The 16,338-nt window shown below is 50.4% G+C and carries 16 protein-coding genes and 1 other annotated feature; of the genes, 5 read left to right on the forward strand and 11 right to left on the reverse strand.

Translation table 11 applies throughout. The features are described 5' to 3' along the window. Positions 1-110: 110 nt before the first annotated feature. Together GZ59_RS18615 and mog are read right to left on the reverse strand one after the other, a co-directional pair. Positions 111-1,448 carry an MFS transporter gene (locus tag GZ59_RS18615; protein WP_039293790.1) on the reverse strand — a complete coding sequence of 446 codons (1,338 nt, stop codon included), beginning with the start codon at positions 1,446-1,448 and terminating at the stop codon, positions 111-113. Between the two features lie 127 nt (positions 1,449-1,575). Further along, positions 1,576-2,163, reverse strand: a complete 588-nt coding sequence (mog, locus tag GZ59_RS18620; protein ID WP_011095383.1) for a molybdopterin adenylyltransferase — start codon at positions 2,161-2,163, stop codon at positions 1,576-1,578. Positions 2,164-2,554: 391 nt separating this feature from the next. Here mog and GZ59_RS18625 point away from each other — a divergent pair, with 391 nt between their 5' ends. Continuing rightward, positions 2,555-3,643, forward strand: a complete 1,089-nt coding sequence (locus tag GZ59_RS18625; protein ID WP_039293793.1) for a GGDEF domain-containing protein — start codon at positions 2,555-2,557, stop codon at positions 3,641-3,643. Between the two features lie 75 nt (positions 3,644-3,718). Here the strand turns inward: GZ59_RS18625 and tal are convergent, their stop codons facing one another. After that, positions 3,719-4,672 carry a transaldolase gene (tal, locus tag GZ59_RS18630; RefSeq protein WP_011095385.1) on the reverse strand — a complete coding sequence of 318 codons (954 nt, stop codon included), beginning with the start codon at positions 4,670-4,672 and terminating at the stop codon, positions 3,719-3,721. A gap of 303 nt (positions 4,673-4,975) precedes the next feature. Here tal and yaaA point away from each other — a divergent pair, with 303 nt between their 5' ends. Further along, complete coding sequence (gene yaaA / locus GZ59_RS18635; protein ID WP_039293797.1) at positions 4,976-5,749, forward strand: peroxide stress protein YaaA; 774 nt, start codon at positions 4,976-4,978, stop codon at positions 5,747-5,749. A 62-nt stretch (positions 5,750-5,811) separates the two neighbouring features. Here the strand turns inward: yaaA and thrC are convergent, their stop codons facing one another. From thrC to GZ59_RS18655, 5 genes are all read right to left on the reverse strand, one after another. Next, positions 5,812-7,101: a threonine synthase gene (gene thrC, locus GZ59_RS18640; RefSeq protein ID WP_011095387.1), complete on the reverse strand. Its 1,290-nt coding sequence runs from the start codon at positions 7,099-7,101 to the stop codon at positions 5,812-5,814. A 3-nt stretch (positions 7,102-7,104) separates the two neighbouring features. Next, positions 7,105-8,034 (reverse strand): homoserine kinase, encoded by a 930-nt coding sequence (gene thrB / locus GZ59_RS18645; RefSeq protein ID WP_011095388.1) that lies wholly within the window; start codon positions 8,032-8,034, stop codon positions 7,105-7,107. A 2-nt stretch (positions 8,035-8,036) separates the two neighbouring features. Continuing rightward, positions 8,037-10,496, reverse strand: coding sequence for a bifunctional aspartate kinase/homoserine dehydrogenase I (gene thrA / locus GZ59_RS18650; RefSeq protein WP_011095389.1), 2,460 nt, complete (start codon positions 10,494-10,496; stop codon positions 8,037-8,039). Positions 10,497-10,588: 92 nt separating this feature from the next. Next, positions 10,589-10,704: a sequence feature (Thr leader region), on the reverse strand. Next, a complete protein-coding gene (gene thrL, locus GZ59_RS24095) occupies positions 10,643-10,729 on the reverse strand; it encodes a thr operon leader peptide (RefSeq protein WP_071598482.1) in 87 nt (28 codons plus the stop codon). (Overlaps the previous feature by 62 nt.) Positions 10,730-10,922: 193 nt before the next feature. After that, on the reverse strand, positions 10,923-11,609 hold the full coding sequence (locus tag GZ59_RS18655; protein WP_011095390.1) for a tRNA/rRNA methyltransferase: 687 nt from the start codon (positions 11,607-11,609) through the stop codon (positions 10,923-10,925). Between the two features lie 747 nt (positions 11,610-12,356). Between GZ59_RS18655 and arcA the strand changes: the two genes are divergently transcribed. Beyond that, positions 12,357-13,073, forward strand: a complete 717-nt coding sequence (arcA, locus tag GZ59_RS18660) for a two-component system response regulator ArcA (RefSeq protein WP_010300511.1) — start codon at positions 12,357-12,359, stop codon at positions 13,071-13,073. A 56-nt stretch (positions 13,074-13,129) separates the two neighbouring features. Here the strand turns inward: arcA and creA are convergent, their stop codons facing one another. Continuing rightward, the gene (gene creA / locus GZ59_RS18665) at positions 13,130-13,612 is read right to left on the reverse strand and encodes a protein CreA (RefSeq protein ID WP_011095391.1); all 483 of its coding nucleotides are present in this window, start codon (positions 13,610-13,612) and stop codon (positions 13,130-13,132) included. Positions 13,613-13,818: 206 nt separating this feature from the next. Between creA and robA the strand changes: the two genes are divergently transcribed. Next, positions 13,819-14,706, forward strand: a complete 888-nt coding sequence (gene robA / locus GZ59_RS18675) for an MDR efflux pump AcrAB transcriptional activator RobA (RefSeq protein ID WP_011095393.1) — start codon at positions 13,819-13,821, stop codon at positions 14,704-14,706. Here robA and gpmB read toward each other — a convergent pair. Next, positions 14,695-15,345, reverse strand: coding sequence for a 2,3-diphosphoglycerate-dependent phosphoglycerate mutase GpmB (gpmB, locus tag GZ59_RS18680; protein ID WP_011095394.1), 651 nt, complete (start codon positions 15,343-15,345; stop codon positions 14,695-14,697). The two genes, robA and gpmB, sit on opposite strands and share 12 nt — an antisense overlap. A gap of 50 nt (positions 15,346-15,395) precedes the next feature. Here gpmB and yjjX point away from each other — a divergent pair, with 50 nt between their 5' ends. Further along, positions 15,396-15,935, forward strand: a complete 540-nt coding sequence (yjjX, locus tag GZ59_RS18685; protein WP_011095395.1) for an inosine/xanthosine triphosphatase — start codon at positions 15,396-15,398, stop codon at positions 15,933-15,935. An 18-nt stretch (positions 15,936-15,953) separates the two neighbouring features. Here yjjX and trpR read toward each other — a convergent pair whose 3' ends face one another. Continuing rightward, the gene (trpR, locus tag GZ59_RS18690) at positions 15,954-16,286 is read right to left on the reverse strand and encodes a trp operon repressor (protein ID WP_011095396.1); all 333 of its coding nucleotides are present in this window, start codon (positions 16,284-16,286) and stop codon (positions 15,954-15,956) included. Positions 16,287-16,338: the final 52 nt, after the last annotated feature.

Below are 16,338 nucleotides of genomic sequence, written 5' to 3' on the forward strand. Positions count from 1 at the left end.
TTGATGCAATATAAGTTCTGACGCGTCTGTAAGCACTCATTCGCGCTAAATGCTAACGAGCCCTGTCAACCTGACAGGGCTCGTTTGTTTTCGATGACGATAAAGTACGATTAAACTTCGACGGGTGAACGATCGTGCGCGTTGCTATCGGCAGAAGTACGCGAATCAGCATCCAGATCGCGTTGCAAATAAACACCCAACAGTAATCCCACAGCGGCCAGTGTCAAAACATAGAATGCCGGTGCCATCGGCGTCACCTTCATAATCAGCGTGACGAAGACGGGCGTCAGGCCACCGAAAATGGCATAGGAAACGTTGTAGGAAAAAGAAATCCCCGAGAACCGCACGGCAGCCGGAAACGCCCGCACCATGACATAAGGCACGCCGCCAACCACGCCAACGCTGAGCCCTACAATCGCATAGCTGACAAAGAGCAACGTCGTACTGCTTGCCGCCGAGCTGTAAAAAAACCAGCTACATGCAGCCAGCAACAGGCTACCTACAATAAACAGTTTACTGGCACCAAAACGATCAACCAACAGCCCAGAACCGACGCAGCCCACCATCAGCGCAATTGTTGCCAGACAGTTTGCCTGCAATGCCAGCGCAGCAGGAATACCGTGAACTTTTTGCAAGTAGGTCGGGGCCATCAGAATAACGACGACGATGCACGCAGACAGCAGCCAGGTCAGCAGCATTGAAACCACAACCGCACGTTTATGATTTAAGACGACCGATTTCAACGGCAACTCTTCTGCCAGTTTTTTCTGCGTCTGCATTTCCATAAAAATGGGCGTTTCCTGTAACCAGCGGCGCAGATACATCGCCACAAGGCCAAATACCCCGCCAATGAAGAACGGCAGACGCCAACCGCCGCCCAACATCTGCTCTGGTGTGAGCGCCGTATTCAGCAGCGTCGCAATTAGCGAACCCAGCAGGATCCCCATGGTCAAACCGGCAGTCAGCGTACCGCAGGCAAATCCAATACGGGCGCGAGGCACATGCTCCGCAACGAAGACCCACGCACCGGGGACTTCCCCGCCGATTGCTGCCCCTTGCAAAACACGCATTAACAGCAGCAAAAGCGGGGCCGCAATACCTATGGCTTCATAGGTCGGCAACAGGCCCATTGCCAGCGTCGGTAACGCCATCAGCAATATGCTCAGGCTGAACATTTTCTTACGTCCGCTCTTATCGCCAAAGTGGGCCATGATGATGCCCCCAAGCGGGCGAGCCAGATAGCCTGCGGCAAAAATACCGAACGTCTGTACCTGCCGCAGCCATTCAGGAATGTCCGGCGGGAAGAAGAGATCGCCAATCACAGCAGCAAAGAAGACGAAAATAATAAAATCGTAAAACTCTAACGCGCCACCCAGCGCAGCCAGAGACAGCGTTTTATAGTCCTGCCGATTCAACCGGCGAGGATGGGCGTGTTGATCCTGAGTCATAAGTTACCGTGCATTGCCAGAGTGAGAAAAGAGGAACGTCACCGCAGTATGTAAAGTATAAATTACTATATCGGCAAAATTTTTATACACCAGCAAAGCTGAATCTTATGTTTCAAATCGCCTAACTTCAGTCTTTTATTTCGCGCACGGCATTTTTAGGGCGAAAAGCTGCTACCACATCCACATTGGTTTCAATGTAAGGCCCCTCCAGCAGTTGGATGCAATACGGTACGCTGGCAAAAATACCGGCCACAATCACCTTGCCATCAGCATCTTTTAAACCTTCCAGCGTTTCCTTAATCGACTTGGGCTGCCCCGGCAAATTGATAATCAGCGCCTGCTTGCGCAGCACGCCAACCTGACGGGAGAGGATTGCGGTAGGAACAAAACGCAGGCTAATTTGCCGCATTTGCTCACCAAACCCCGGCATTTCACGATCGGCAACGGCCAGTGTGGCATCCGGCGTCACATCACGACGCGCAGGCCCTGTGCCTCCGGTCGTCAACACCAAGTGACAGCCGCGTTCATCCACCAGCTCACACAGCGTTTGTTCAATCATCGGCTGTTCATCCGGCACCAGTCGAGTTTCCACTTCAAAAGGCGTGGTCAGGGCGCTACTGAGCCAGGATTCCAGTTCTGGGATGCCTTTGTCCTGATAAACCCCGCTGGAAGCGCGATCGGATACGGAGACCAAACCAATACGCAATACGTTCATAAGCACCTCAGTTTAAACAAAAAACCAATTTTATCAGGATATTGAAGGCTTTTAACAAACAATTATCTCTCATGAGGAAATTCACACAACATCCGTGATTTCACGCCATGTGTGATACGAAACTTGATAATAGTTATTAATTGTCGTCTCAAAAAAAAGCAATAAAATTACTTAAATTAATAATACCGCGACGCAATTAAAATTTAAAAATAGCAGGCAAATAAAAAAGATCGCTTACCCATTAAGAGCGGATGAAATAAGCCGATATATTAAAGAGAAAAAGGATGAGATCCGCCACGACAGAACATCACGTAAAATCAAATAATATGATAAAATTAAAGCACTTCTTTAGTATCACAATAAGTAAAAAAGCCTTATCAAGGAAGTCGCCATGAATGATCTTAAATATAAGATATTAAAGCTATTTTCACACCCTACCTCAGCTTTCTTCCTGTTTGGATTTATTTCCTTTTTTATCGCTATCTTTCTTACTCATGAAGCAAGCAGAAACGCATGGAAAGTAGAACGGCAAAATCTGGACATCACCATCAAGACTTATGAATCCTATAATGCAGGCGGGGAGGTAACGGAGAGCGATATCACGCGAAAAACAGGCTCCTATGTCTCTGCACGGATGAGGGCATGGGTATTTAATACGCGTGATGTTCGTAGCGAATGTATTAATCGACTATCATCATCCGATCTCACATTTAATGATATGGCAATTATTCGCATCTGCCAGAATAAACTGCCATCAATTGGTGAATATGCAGGGAAAGGCACCCTTACTATCATATTTCCAGTGCTATCGCCCACGGACGAACTATTGGGTATTCGGATTAGAACTACGTCAGAGACACCGTCCCCTTCATTTTTTTATACGCTCACATCCCCTGGTTCCGCGATAATCATTCTGAGCATCGTCTTACTTTCCGCTATCTTGGGCAGTTTACTGTCGCTGCTGGCGAAAAAATACCTGATAGAATTACCCATCATTGCCAGATATGACGATCTCACTGGCTATTTACGGCGAGACGCATTCTTTCTGGCAGCCAATAAGGCGTTTAGTATCGCTAATCTGACCAAGCGTCCCGTTTGCGTTATTCTTATCGACATCGACTATTTTAAGCAAGTGGACGACAGCTTCGGCCATAGCGTCGGTGATGATGCCCTGAAGTTTGTTGCTGACACCTTCAAAAAATCCTTTCGCCGCGAAGATATTTTTGGTCGTATTGGCGGTGATGAATTCGCAATCGTATTACCGAATACCGGATTAGACGATGCATATACCATCGTTGATAAAGCAAGAGAACGCGTTAGCGAGACACCTTGTGAAACAACCACAGGGAAAATCAGGCTAACAGTCAGTATCGGGCTGGTTGAATACCATGCCACTGGAGAAGATTTAATCGAAGTGATGAAACGTGCCGATGATAATCTTTATGTCGCGAAGAAAACCCGTAACGCGACGGCAAAATAGGTTTCCCCCCTCAGCGACACTAAATCGCAGACAAAAAAATAGCCGGAATCCCGGCTATTTTTATCAGCAGAATGCTTACAGTAAATCTGCAATCATCTTTTCCAGTTTTTCCTGGTCGATAGCAAATTTACGGATCCCGTCAGCCAGTTTATCAATCGCCATTGGATCCTGGTTGTGCTGCCAGTAGAACTCAGCTTCCGTCATTCTCGCTGGGCGAACTTTCACGTCACCAACATAAGACAGTTTACGCACCACTTCGCCTTCGCTTTCTGACAGTTCTTTCAGCAGGGCTGGAGCGATAGTCAGGCGGTCACACCCTGCCAGTTCCAGAATCTCGCCAACGTTACGGAAGCTCGCGCCCATCACGACAGTTTCATAGCCGTGCTCTTTGTAGTAGTCATAGATTTCGCTGACGGAAACCACGCCTGGATCTTCATGCGGCGCGAATTCTTTCTTATCGCCATTGGCTTTGTACCAGTCAAGAATACGACCAACAAACGGTGAAATCAGGAACACCCCAGCTTCAGCACAGGCACGCGCTTGAGCAAAGGAGAACAGCAGCGTCAGGTTACAATTGATGCCTTCTTTTTCCAGTTGCTCTGCCGCGCAGATGCCCTGCCAGGTTGAGGCCAGTTTAATCAGGATACGCTCGTTGCTGATACCCGCATCGTTGTACAGTTTGATCAGGTGCTTCGCCTTCGCCACACTGGCTTCGGTGTCATAAGACAAACGCGCATCCACTTCTGTAGAGATACGGCCGGGGATCAATTTTAAAATTTCGAGACCAATATTGACCGCCAGTTTATCCGTGGCATCCACCACCTGCTGTTTACGATCGCTGCTCTGCTCACGCGCCCAGGCAATAGCCTCGTCGATCAGCTTGCGGTATTCAGGAATTTGCGCAGCGTTCAGAATCAGTGAAGGGTTGGTGGTCGCATCTTGCGGTTGGTACAGTTTCATTGCCGCAATATCGCCGGTATCAGCTACAACCGTGGTCACTTGGCGTAGGGAAGTCAGTTTATCCGTCATGTTGGCATGTCTCGTTGTTTATACGTGGTGCTCGTGAATGAAAATAGCTCGTATATGAATCCACTTGTTATCTAATCTGGTGGCCGTCTATTTCGCGCCGAAATCTGATAATAACACGCGCACTTTCCCGTGCAAGCCAGCTGTTAACCCTGTCCGCACAGCCCTATCTATTACCCAGTTGAAATCATAGCGTCTGAAAAACGAAGCGTCTTGGAAGATGAGGCTATTGTAGCCATCGCCACTTTCTTATCGGGTTCTTGCTATAGTGGGCACATCAAAAATCAGACCGACAGGACATGGCGCATGCTTATTACTATTTCACCCGCAAAAACGCTCGACTACACCAGTCCTTTGGCAACGACGCGCTATACCCAGCCAGAGCTCTTGGACTATTCCAGCCAGCTCATTAGCGTGTGTAAAAAACTGACGCCAGCACACATCGCCTCTCTGATGAGCATCAGCGATAAGTTGGCTGACCTGAACGCAGGCCGCTTTAGCGAGTGGCACCCCGATTTCACGCCAGAGAATGCGCGTCAGGCGCTGCTGGCATTTAAGGGCGATGTTTATACCGGATTAGCCGCAGAAAGTTTCAGCGAGGATGACTTCGATTTCGCCCAGCAGCATCTGCGTATGCTGTCAGGTCTGTATGGCGTGTTGCGGCCGCTGGATTTGATGCAGCCGTATCGGCTGGAAATGGGCACCAAACTGGAAAATAAAGCCGGTAAAGATCTCTACAGTTTCTGGGGCGACACCATCACCGAAAAACTGAATCAAGCGTTACATGCTCAAGGCGACGACGTGCTGATTAATCTGGCATCGGATGAATATTTCAAAGCCGTCAAACCGAAAAATCTTAATGCCCGGCTGATCAAACCCGTCTTTTTGGATGAGAAAAACGGTAAATTTAAGGTCATCAGTTTCTACGCGAAGAAAGCGCGCGGCCTGATGAGCCGTTTCATTATTCAAAACCGCCTGACCCAACCAGAGCAGCTGAAAGCGTTTAATCTGGAAGGTTACGCTTTTGAAGCAGCAGATTCTTCGGCTGATGAGCTGGTGTTTAAGCGCCACGAGCAGTAAGTCGGAAACGTAAAAAGGGCGGAATTCTCCGCCCTTCTCATTCGCTCTTTATCGCTACAATCTTATTCTGGCAGGGACATCAGGAACTCACGCAACGGTGCGAAATCATCCGGGAAGTTGTGCGACAGCAGATCCAGATCGGCACGTTCAGCCAGCGCTTCCGGCAGATCCAGTTCTTTGCCCAGAATCTCTTCTACGCTTTCCTTGAATTTCGCCGGGTGCGCCGTACCCAAGAACAGGCCAAACTCACCAGCTTGCAGCTGATCGCGCAGCAGACGGTAAGCAATTGCAGCATGCGGTTCGGAGACATAGCCTAACGCATCCAACTGAAGCAGGGTTTCTTTCGTGGTGTCATCGCTCACCGCACCAAAGCCCAGCGTTTTCAACTGCCAGTTCTTACGGCGGAACAATTCTTCCACGCGCGGCCAGTTGTTTGGCTGGCTCACATCCATCGCGTTGGATAACGTTGCCACCGTTTTATGCGGTTCCCAGTTACCCTGGCTCAGGAAGCGCGGCACGGTGTCATTGGCGTTAGTCGCCGCAATGAAACGCTTAATCGGCAGACCCAGCGATTTCGCCAGCAGACCGGCGGTCAGATCGCCGAAGTTACCGCTTGGCACAGAAACGACCAGTTGGTTACGGGCTTCCTGTGGCAGTTGTGCAACGGCTTCAAAATAGTAGCAAATTTGCGCCAGCAGACGGCTGATGTTAATGGAGTTCGCTGAGTTCAGGCCAATCGCCTTTTTCAGTTCTTCATCATCAAACGCCTTTTTCACCAACGCCTGACAAGCATCGAAATCACTGTCGATAGCGATGGTGTGAATGTTGCCGCCCAGTGTACAGAACAGCTTTTCCTGCAGCGGGCTGATCTTGCCCTGCGGATACAGGATCACGACGCGGACATTTTCCAGACCGTAAAAGGCATGCGCCACGGCAGCGCCGGTGTCGCCAGAGGTTGCCGTCAGAATGGTAATTTTTTCGTTGCCAGAGACTTCCGTCAGCATTTGCGCCATAAAGCGGCCGCCGAAATCTTTAAAGGCCAGCGTCGGGCCGTGGAACAACTCCAGTGCTGCGACATCGTCCTCAACTGGCGCGATAGGTGCTGGGAATGCAAAGGCCGCTTTTACACGCTCAAACACGGTTTCTGTCGCAATTTCATCGCCGATATAAGCGGACAGAATACGGCTGCTGCGGGTCACAAAATCCAGATCCAGCAAAGCATCAATTTCAGTACGCTCAAATTCTGGCAGCTCCAGCGGGAAGAACAGACCCTGCTGGCTCCCGAGCCCTTGCTTGATAGCCTGAGCAAAACTGACCTGCTCGTTATGATCTTTAAGGTTGTACAGTTTCATGCGTTATCCCAGTTGTCGTGCGCCAGTCTTATCAAGACGGCAAATATGAACAAAACCTTCATCGTTCTGCAAATAGTTATCCCGTAGCCAGTCGGCCAGACGCTGTGCGCTCGCCATGTCGTTGCAGACGGAGAATAACGTTGGGCCAGAGCCGGAAATACCACAGGCCAGCGCGCCGATATCTTCAGCAGCCTGACGAGCGGCAGCAAAGCCGGGTAGCAGTTTAGTGCGATAAGGTTCTGCGATAACATCCTTCATCAGTTTCGCCGCCAGCTCGGCCTGTCCGGTGTGGCAGGCGTGGATAAAGCCCGCCAGATAGCGACCGTGGCTAATACAATCCTGACGACGATATTGTGCAGGCAGAATCGCACGCGCTTCGGCAGTTGAGACTTTAATCCCCGGATACGCCATAACCCACAGCCAGTCATCGAACGATGGCACTGGCTGGCTGATAATGCCGTTTTCTTCCAACATCAATTGGACGCCGCCGAGGAAACACGGCGCAACGTTATCGTAGTGAACGCTGCCGGAAATGCGCCCTTCCAGCTCGCCCATCAGCCTCAGCAGACGAGTGTCATCCAGCGGTTTGCCACAAAACTCGTTCATCGCCATCAGTCCAGCAACGACAGAACAGGCGCTGGAACCTAACCCCGAGCCAATCGGCATGTTCTTTTCGAGCGTCATCGCCACGGGCACGGTTTTGCCAATTTCCTGACAGAACAGCTCCCAACATTGGTACACAATGTTTTCTTTCGGGTTGTCCGGCAGTTTGCTAACAAAACGCCCTTCATTACGCAGGCTGAACAGATCGGCGGCCTCAACAGAGACGCAATCCCCCAGCAGTGAGCCGTCTACAGGTGAAACGGCCGCACCCAGCACATCAAATCCGACGCTGACGTTACCGATTGATGCAGGTGCATATATCTTAACCATAATTATGCTCCCAACTTCCATGACAAGGTGCGCAGCAGATCGGCGAACACACCAGCAGCGGTAACATCGTTACCCGCGCCATACCCGCGCAATACAAGCGGCAGTGGCTGATAATAACGGCTGTAGAACGCCAGCGCATTCTCACCATCTTTGACTTTAAACAGTGGATCGTTACCGCCAACCGCACTGATTTTGACCTTACAGCGACCTTCTTCAATGACGCCGACATAGCGCAATACTTTACCTTCATCACGCGCTTGTGCAACACGGCTGGCAAACTCATCGTCTGCCGCCGGCAGGCGCTGCATAAAGCTGGCGACATCGCCGGAGGCATCGAAACTGATAGGCAGAACGGACTCCACCTCAATATCACCCAGCTCCAATTGATAACCCGCTTCACGCGCCAGAATCAGCAGCTTACGCGCCACGTCCATACCAGACAGATCGTCACGTGGATCGGGTTCGGTATAGCCTTTTTCTTTCGCCTGCGTCGTCGCTTCCGACAGTGACATGCCTTCATCGAGTTTACCGAAAATAAAGGACAGCGAGCCAGAGAGAATACCGGTAAAGCGAATCAGCTCATCACCCGCATTCAGCAGATTTTGCAGGTTCTCGATCACCGGCAGACCTGCACCGACGTTGGTGTCATACAGGAAACGACGACGGGATTTCGATGCGGCGCTACGCAGTTGATGATAATAATTCATCGACCCGGTGTTGGCTTTCTTGTTTGGCGTCACCACGTGGAAGCCGTCGGCCAGGAAATCCACATACTGATCGGCAACAGCCTGATTCGAGGTGCAATCGACAATCACTGGGTTCAGTAGGTGATACTCTTTAACCAGACGAATCAGACGGCCCAGATTGAACGGCTCACGAGCTTTTGCCAGATCTTCACGCCAGGTGTCCATCGAAACGCCGTTAATGTTGGTCAGCATGGCTTTAGAATTGGCGATCCCACACACACGCAGGTCGATATGCTTGTCTTTCAACCACGGCTGCTGGCGGTGAATTTGCTCCAGCAGTGCACCACCCACGCCGCCGACGCCGATAACAAACACGTCGATCACCTGATCGGTGTTAAACAGCATCTGGTGTGCAACGCGCACGCCAGTCGTGGCGACATCATTGTTGACTACGACAGAGATAGAGCGCTCGGACGAGCCCTGTGCGATAGCCACGATATTGATGTTTGCCGTCGCCAGCGCAGAGAACAGACGAGCAGACAGACCGCGCAACGTGCGCATGCCATCGCCCACCACAGAGATGATCGCCAGACGTTCCATCACATCCAGCGGCTCCAGCACGCCTTCTTTCAGTTCCAGATAGAACTCGTCTTCCAGCGTTTTTCTGGCACGCGCCAGCTCGTTCTGCGATACGCAGAAGCTGATGCTGTATTCAGAAGATGACTGCGTGATCAGCACCACAGAGATACCCGCACGCGACATCGCGGCAAACACGCGCGCTGCCATGCCGACCATACCTTTCATGCCGGGGCCGGATACGTTAACCATCGCCATGTTGTTCAGGTTGGTAATGCCCTTCACCGGATACTGTGTATCGGTACTGTCCATGCCGATGAGCGTACCGGGAGCCTGAGGATTTTCAGTGTTTTTGATGAGACAGGGAATCTGGAACTGGGCGATAGGAGCAATGGTGCGAGGGTGGAGAACTTTGGCGCCGAAATAGGACAGCTCCATCGCCTCCTGATAGGACATTGATTTCAATAATCGGGCATCCGGCACCTGACGAGGATCGCAAGTATAAACGCCGTCAACATCGGTCCAGATCTCACAACAGTCCGCACGCAGGCACGCAGCCAGCACCGCAGCGGAATAGTCTGAACCGTTGCGGCCCAGCACCACCAGCTCGCCTTTGTCGTTGCCAGCAGTAAAGCCTGCCATCAGGATCACATGATCTTTCGGGATCGCGCTTTCAGCGATACGGCGAGTCGACTCAGTGATATCGACGGTAGATTCGAGATAATGTCCCTGCGCTAGCAGTTTTTCGACCGGATTGATGACGGATACCCCATAGCCGCGCGCCTGAAAGACCGCTTCCATGATGGCAATAGACAGTTTTTCCCCTCGGCAGATGATCGCGGCATTCACGCTGTCAGGACACTGCCCCAGCAGAGCGATACCATGCAAGACGTGTTTCAGCTGTGCGAATTCCTGTTCCACGAATGCCTTCAGGCGGGCGTGTTCAAAACCCGGCTGGGATGCAGCAAGACCTTGCAGCAGCGAAGAGAAGATAGTTTCGGCGTCGTTTAAATGAGGCAGGATATCTTGTCCGGCGACGGTTTTCTCAATCATGGCAACCAGATGGTTGGTAATTTTCGCCGGCGCGGACAATACGGTAGCGACCTGTCCCTGGCGCGCGTTATTTTCGATAATGTCGGCAACGCGGGCAAAGCGCTCCGCATTCGCTACTGAAGTCCCGCCAAATTTCAACACTCGCATTTTTATCTTTTCTCCTGAATTTCTGCCAACCAAAACGCTAAAAACGTTTTTTGTATGCCGCTTACAGACGACGTTGAGGGATAACCTGCCATAAAAAAAAAGCCCGCACTGTTCGGTGCGGGCTTTTTCTGGAATCTTTGTATGCGTCAGCCCGCACCGTTACTGGTTGTATCGGTGATGGTAATAATCGTGGTGATTAGGCTGATAGTGCGCATGCTAAAATCGAGTCTCATTAGAAGTAGAGTTATCTGCCCTATTAGTTAGGTTAATCGCCCTTTGAAGTCAACGGATTTCTTTTTTTTCTTCTCGCTGAACAAAAAACACCCACCGCAGAACACACTACCAAAACAGGGATAATCCGGATAAATCATTGTCAAAAAAAGAAACTCAATATGTTCGACCACCCCAAAAACCATCTCTGCTATCTTATTTCGGCAATCTTTTTTCAATATCGTGTAGCAACCGATGGAGCATCGCCGTATCGCGTTGCTCTAAGCGTCCCAGCCGCTGATGCAGCCAGTCCCGCAGCTTTTCGTCGTCCTCAACCGCCAAGTTGACCAATAGCCGATCCAGACGATCGCGCAGCGCCGACAATTGGCCCGCCACCGCTGGCTGCACCGCTTCCGGTTTGACCTGCATGAATTCTGCCAACTGGTAACAATACACCATCACCGCCTGACCCAGGTTTAACGAAGGGTAATCCGCTTTCATCGGCACGCCAGTTAGCACATCTGCCAGTTCGAGTTCATCATTCGTCAGGCCGACATCTTCTCGGCCAAACACCAACGCCGCAGACGCCATCCATTGCACCTTCTCCTGCAATACGCCTGTCAGCTCCGCTGGCGTGCAGTAATAACGATATTTAGCCCGACTGCGCGCGGTGGTCGCGACAGTAAAATCAACATCTACCAATGCTTCAGCCAACGTGGAAAATACCTGTACGTTATCCAGAATATCCCCAGATGCGTGCGCCACCCAACGGGCTGCGGGTTCCTGATGTACTGTACTACCGACAATACGCAAACTGCTGAATCCCATCGTTTTCATCGCGCGGGCTGCTGCCCCTACGTTCTCTGCCCGGGCGGGCTCAACCAAAATAATATGAAACTGCATAGACTCCCCAGTATGGGTTACGTACGCTCTGGCAATATTTTCGCCAGCAGCTAAATAACACGGACGTGTAATCGATCACGATTTGTTGATAACGGTTCATCAATAGCTATCCTGCCATCACTACCGATGGAAAATTAACAATAAACCAACAGAATTTCTGACATCAACTCAACCTTCGGTAGGAAACATCAGTGATGTCCAAAAATGAACGGGAAGAGAAAACCACAAGAAAGACAAGGTAAATTATTTTATTTCAATAAGTTATAAAAACACCAACATATGTGCAGCGTCAATTATGATTATTGGCATTTGCTATGCTAAATCGTTCATAAAAAGTGCTAAATTGTGACGTAAACTAGCAATCCTATAAGTGTTTATCACAAAATAGTTAACGTGCTAAAATGAAATTTGATATATGTCAACAGAACCGTAGATTTATCAGCAGGCAAAATCAGTGCTTACTGTTATGTTGCTGTTAATAAGGTTAAACTGTGCGCCACTTTGAGCGCAGTTAAATTAGCGCCACACTCACCCGCTAGCAGTACCTCTAAGCGGGTAGAGAATGAACACCAGTAACGCATTTACGTACTTGAGTCTGATGTTGAGCGAGAGCGTATATTTACCTCGATAAGCTCCAGGGAAATACCCGGAATAACTGGCGTTGTAGCCAGCGGGCCAGCAGGGTATGACAGCGACTTCTGTACTTCCGATTTCTATAATTTAAGTTGGCAATTTTAGGTAGCAAACATGCAGACGCCGCACATTCTTATTGTTGAAGACGAGTTGGTAACCCGTAACACCCTCAAAAGTATTTTTGAGGCAGAAGGGTACGTTGTTCACGAAGCCACCGATGGCGCAGAAATGCACCATATTTTGTCCGAGAATGACATCAATCTGGTGATCATGGACATCAATCTGCCAGGGAAAAATGGTCTCTTGCTGGCACGTGAACTGCGCGAGCAAGCCACCGTTGCCTTGATGTTCCTCACCGGTCGCGACAATGAAGTCGATAAGATCCTCGGTCTGGAAATCGGTGCGGATGATTACATCACCAAACCGTTCAACCCACGTGAACTGACGATCCGCGCACGTAACCTGCTGTCACGAACCATGAATTTGGGCAGTGGCACTGAAGAACGTCGTCTGGTGGAAAGCTATCGTTTCAACGGCTGGGAACTGGATATCAATAGCCGTTCTCTGATCAGCCCGGCTGGCGAGCAATACAAGCTACCGCGTAGTGAATTCCGCGCGATGCTGCACTTCTGCGAAAACCCAGGCAAGATTCAATCTCGCGCAGAATTGCTGAAGAAAATGACAGGTCGTGAACTTAAGCCGCATGACCGTACCGTTGACGTCACCATCCGCCGTATCCGCAAGCATTTTGAATCGACAGCTGATACGCCGGAAATCATCGCGACGATCCACGGTGAAGGCTACCGCTTCTGTGGCGATCTGGAAAATTAATCCCACTCAGCCGGAGCAGGCTCCTGTTCCGGCTGTTTTTCCCTTCTTACCGCACGTTATTCACTCTTTCCCCACGGCATAACTGGCACCGCGCTTAACGCATTCTTCGGCGAACCATCGACCAATCGATCGGAGTAAGCAAGGTAGATCAGAGAATTGCGCTTTTGATCGTAAAACCGAACAACCTGCAACTTCTTGAAAACCAGCGACGTTCTTTTCTGGAATACCACAGATCCGCGGTCACCGCCGTTTTTGATCTTATCGGATAGCGTAACCGGCCCAACCTGCTGGCAAGAGATCGCCGCATCTGACGTGTCTTCCGCCAACCCTAATCCGCCTTTGATGCCGCCTGTTTTGGCTCGGCTTATGTAACAGGTCACGTTTGATACATCAGGATCGTCAAACGCCTCGACTACGATCTTATGATCCGGCCCCAGCAGTTTAAAGACCGTATCGACAGATCCAACCTCTTCCGCACTGGCGGTGCCAACCGCAGATAGCACTAGCAGACCCACACTCATGATTCGTTTTATGTTCATAATTTCAGGCTCTGTGATAATTCATGACAAACAATTAATAACCACAATTAAAAAGAGGATGTACAAAATAAACCGCCATGATCATCCTACTCATCCAAATTACCTGCTGAATATTTTCAAAAATCTTCAGCAGTACCAAAGTGAAAATATTGCTATGATGCGTGATCTCAATACGCTCGCGCTCAATGTGTTTGATGAGGAAGATTATGGATCAAGCCGGTATCATACGTGACTTGCTTAACTGGCTAGAAAGCCATCTCGACCAACCACTATCACTGGATAATGTGGCGGCGAAAGCAGGTTATTCCAAGTGGCATCTGCAAAGAATGTTCAAAGACGTAACGGGCAATGCTATTGGTTCATATATCCGAGCGCGGAGATTGACCAAAGCGGCGGTTGCACTTTGTCTGACCAGCCGTCCCATCCTTGATATTGCTCTGCAATACCGTTTTGACTCACAACAAACGTTTACCCGCGCGTTTAAAAAGCAGTTTTCCCAAACGCCGGCGTCTTATCGTCGTTCCGATAATTGGAATACTTTCGGCATTCGTCCGCCGATTCGGCTCGGTGAATTTACCCTACCACAGCCGCAGTTTGTGCAACTGCCAGAAACGCAATTGCTTGGGCTAACGCAAACCTATAACTGTCGACTTGAGCAGATCTGTAACTTCCGTACGGAAATCCGCGTCCACTACTGGCGCCAATTTTTGGGTGAGACCTGCTCCGTTCCGCCAGTACTTTACGGGCTGCATCATTCGCGCCCAAGCAAAGAGAAAGACGACGAACACGAGGTGCTCTACACCACCGCGCTGGAGCCGCAGTACCTGCCCGATGACGTCCACACTGGCGAGCCCATTACGCTACCGGGTGGCGACTACGCGATGTTTGTTTTTGAAGGGCCAACAGACGAGTTACAGGACTTTATTATCACGCTGTATGACACCTGTCTGCCGACCTTCAAGCTCACACGCCGCAAAGGATTCGATGCCGAGCGCTTCCATCCAGACGGCACAGCGCGTGATGATATTCCTGACATCATACGCTGCGAGTATCTCATCCCCATCCAGCATGCAGAGCCGACCTCAGCGCTGTAACTCATCCAGTGCCGGGATATCCAAATGAGAAATATCTCCGGCCGTTTCCACCACCCAACCCGATGCCAGCCACGGGCTTTGCTGATGATCGATGCGCGATAAGGAACAGTTGCGTAGTCGCAGACGCCGCTCAGCCGATGCTGGTAGCCCCAAAACCGTACTGAGTAAACACCCCAGCGCCATGCCGTGACTAACCAGCAACGGGCGGCTCCCAGCAGGCAATGCCAGACAATGTTCTAAGACACCGTGCATACGTGATGCGACATCCACCATCGATTCCCCTTCCGGGATTCGCCCATTAGGTGTGCCATCCACCAGCCGTTTACGCCACCCTTCTTCCTCGGCGGTCAACGAATCCAGATCGCGAGCTTCCAATACGCCCATGTTCAATTCGCGTAAGCCGGGCTCCAGGATTATCTGGCAATCACCACAATATTTAGCGATGATTTCTGTCGTCTGGCGCGTTCTGCCGAGATCGCTGGTAAAAATATGCGTAATCCCTAACGTCCCGATTCGTTCAGCAACCTGTTGTGCCTGTTGCTCACCTCTTGGCGTCAGCGCACTATCAGATTGGCCTTGAATACGTCGAGCCACATTCCATTCTGTTTCGCCGTGGCGAACAAGATATACCTGTAACATGGTTATTTTCCGTTATACTGCGTCAAATTAACTAAAGGTACGAAACTGTTATGTATCACGTTGTCGCTGCAACTACCAACCCAGCAAAAATTAAGGCTATTAGCCTGGCATTCATCGATGTCTTTGGTGCAGAAAATTGTCGCATCGAAGGTGTTGACGTCGATAGCGGCGTCCCACGTCAGCCTCTCGGTTCTATCGAAACCCGTACCGGTGCCAGAAATCGCGTCATGATGGCACGCCAGGTGCGACCAGAAGCCAATTTTTGGGTCGGTGTAGAAGCGGGCATTGAAGAAAGCATGACTTTCGCCTGGATGGTGATCGAAAATGCCAATCTGCGTGGCGAATCACGTTCTGCAAGCCTGGTTCTTCCTGAAAGTATATTACATGGTATTCGTGAAGGGCGGGAATTAGGCGATGAAATGGAGCGTTTGACGGGCGTTCAGAATATAAAACATAAAGGTGGTGCCATCGGCGTCTTCACCGACGGCAAATTGTCACGTACCAGCGTGTACCATCAGGCGCTGCTGCTGGCGCTTGTACCGTTTCATAACCCGATCTATCAGATTTCCGTTCAAACAACGACACAGTAACGATTACGCGTCGTCACCTTACGGTTTATCTGCCGATAGCAACTGCGCTTCCAGCCAGATTTTCAACGCGGGGGGCGCGGCTTTCAGGCTATTTGAACCGCGCGTAATCGTGGCAATTCCTGCACCTAGCTCGCTTTTTAGCTCACGCTGGCTCATTTCACCCCGCATTAACTCTTGCACAATTCGCACCCGCGTTCCCAACGCGGTACGCTCATCCGGCGTAAGAAGCAGTTGAAGCAGCGGCAATTGGAGATCCTCTGCAATAGACTGCTGTAATAGCGCGACAAAGCGTAACCAATGCTCATTGTCTTGTTCAGAGAGTGCCGGGTCGATAAGCGATAACGGAGTCATAACGGGCTGCCATACTATTTAACTAGTACGGCAGCATAACACAATTTCGGGA

This window comes from Pectobacterium atrosepticum (genome assembly GCF_000740965.1).
Taxonomy (GTDB): domain Bacteria; phylum Pseudomonadota; class Gammaproteobacteria; order Enterobacterales; family Enterobacteriaceae; genus Pectobacterium; species Pectobacterium atrosepticum.

Excerpts from the sequence above, each read along its gene's own strand:
- arcA (WP_010300511.1), top strand. The coding sequence starts at position 12,357 with ATGCAGACGCCGCACATTCTTATTGTTGAAGACGAGTTGGTAACCCGT.
- yjjX (WP_011095395.1), top strand. The coding sequence starts at position 15,396 with ATGTATCACGTTGTCGCTGCAACTACCAACCCAGCAAAAATTAAGGCT.
- yaaA (WP_039293797.1), top strand. The coding sequence starts at position 4,976 with ATGCTTATTACTATTTCACCCGCAAAAACGCTCGACTACACCAGTCCT.
- tal (WP_011095385.1), bottom strand. The coding sequence starts at position 4,672 with ATGACGGATAAACTGACTTCCCTACGCCAAGTGACCACGGTTGTAGCT.
- trpR (WP_011095396.1), bottom strand. The coding sequence starts at position 16,286 with ATGACTCCGTTATCGCTTATCGACCCGGCACTCTCTGAACAAGACAAT.
- gpmB (WP_011095394.1), bottom strand. The coding sequence starts at position 15,345 with ATGTTACAGGTATATCTTGTTCGCCACGGCGAAACAGAATGGAATGTG.
- thrB (WP_011095388.1), bottom strand. The coding sequence starts at position 8,034 with ATGGTTAAGATATATGCACCTGCATCAATCGGTAACGTCAGCGTCGGA.
- robA (WP_011095393.1), top strand. The coding sequence starts at position 13,819 with ATGGATCAAGCCGGTATCATACGTGACTTGCTTAACTGGCTAGAAAGC.
- GZ59_RS18655 (WP_011095390.1), bottom strand. The coding sequence starts at position 11,609 with ATGCAGTTTCATATTATTTTGGTTGAGCCCGCCCGGGCAGAGAACGTA.
- GZ59_RS18625 (WP_039293793.1), top strand. The coding sequence starts at position 2,555 with ATGAATGATCTTAAATATAAGATATTAAAGCTATTTTCACACCCTACC.
- thrA (WP_011095389.1), bottom strand. The coding sequence starts at position 10,496 with ATGCGAGTGTTGAAATTTGGCGGGACTTCAGTAGCGAATGCGGAGCGC.
- thrL (WP_071598482.1), bottom strand. The coding sequence starts at position 10,729 with ATGAGACTCGATTTTAGCATGCGCACTATCAGCCTAATCACCACGATT.
- mog (WP_011095383.1), bottom strand. The coding sequence starts at position 2,163 with ATGAACGTATTGCGTATTGGTTTGGTCTCCGTATCCGATCGCGCTTCC.
- creA (WP_011095391.1), bottom strand. The coding sequence starts at position 13,612 with ATGAACATAAAACGAATCATGAGTGTGGGTCTGCTAGTGCTATCTGCG.
- GZ59_RS18615 (WP_039293790.1), bottom strand. The coding sequence starts at position 1,448 with ATGACTCAGGATCAACACGCCCATCCTCGCCGGTTGAATCGGCAGGAC.
- thrC (WP_011095387.1), bottom strand. The coding sequence starts at position 7,101 with ATGAAACTGTACAACCTTAAAGATCATAACGAGCAGGTCAGTTTTGCT.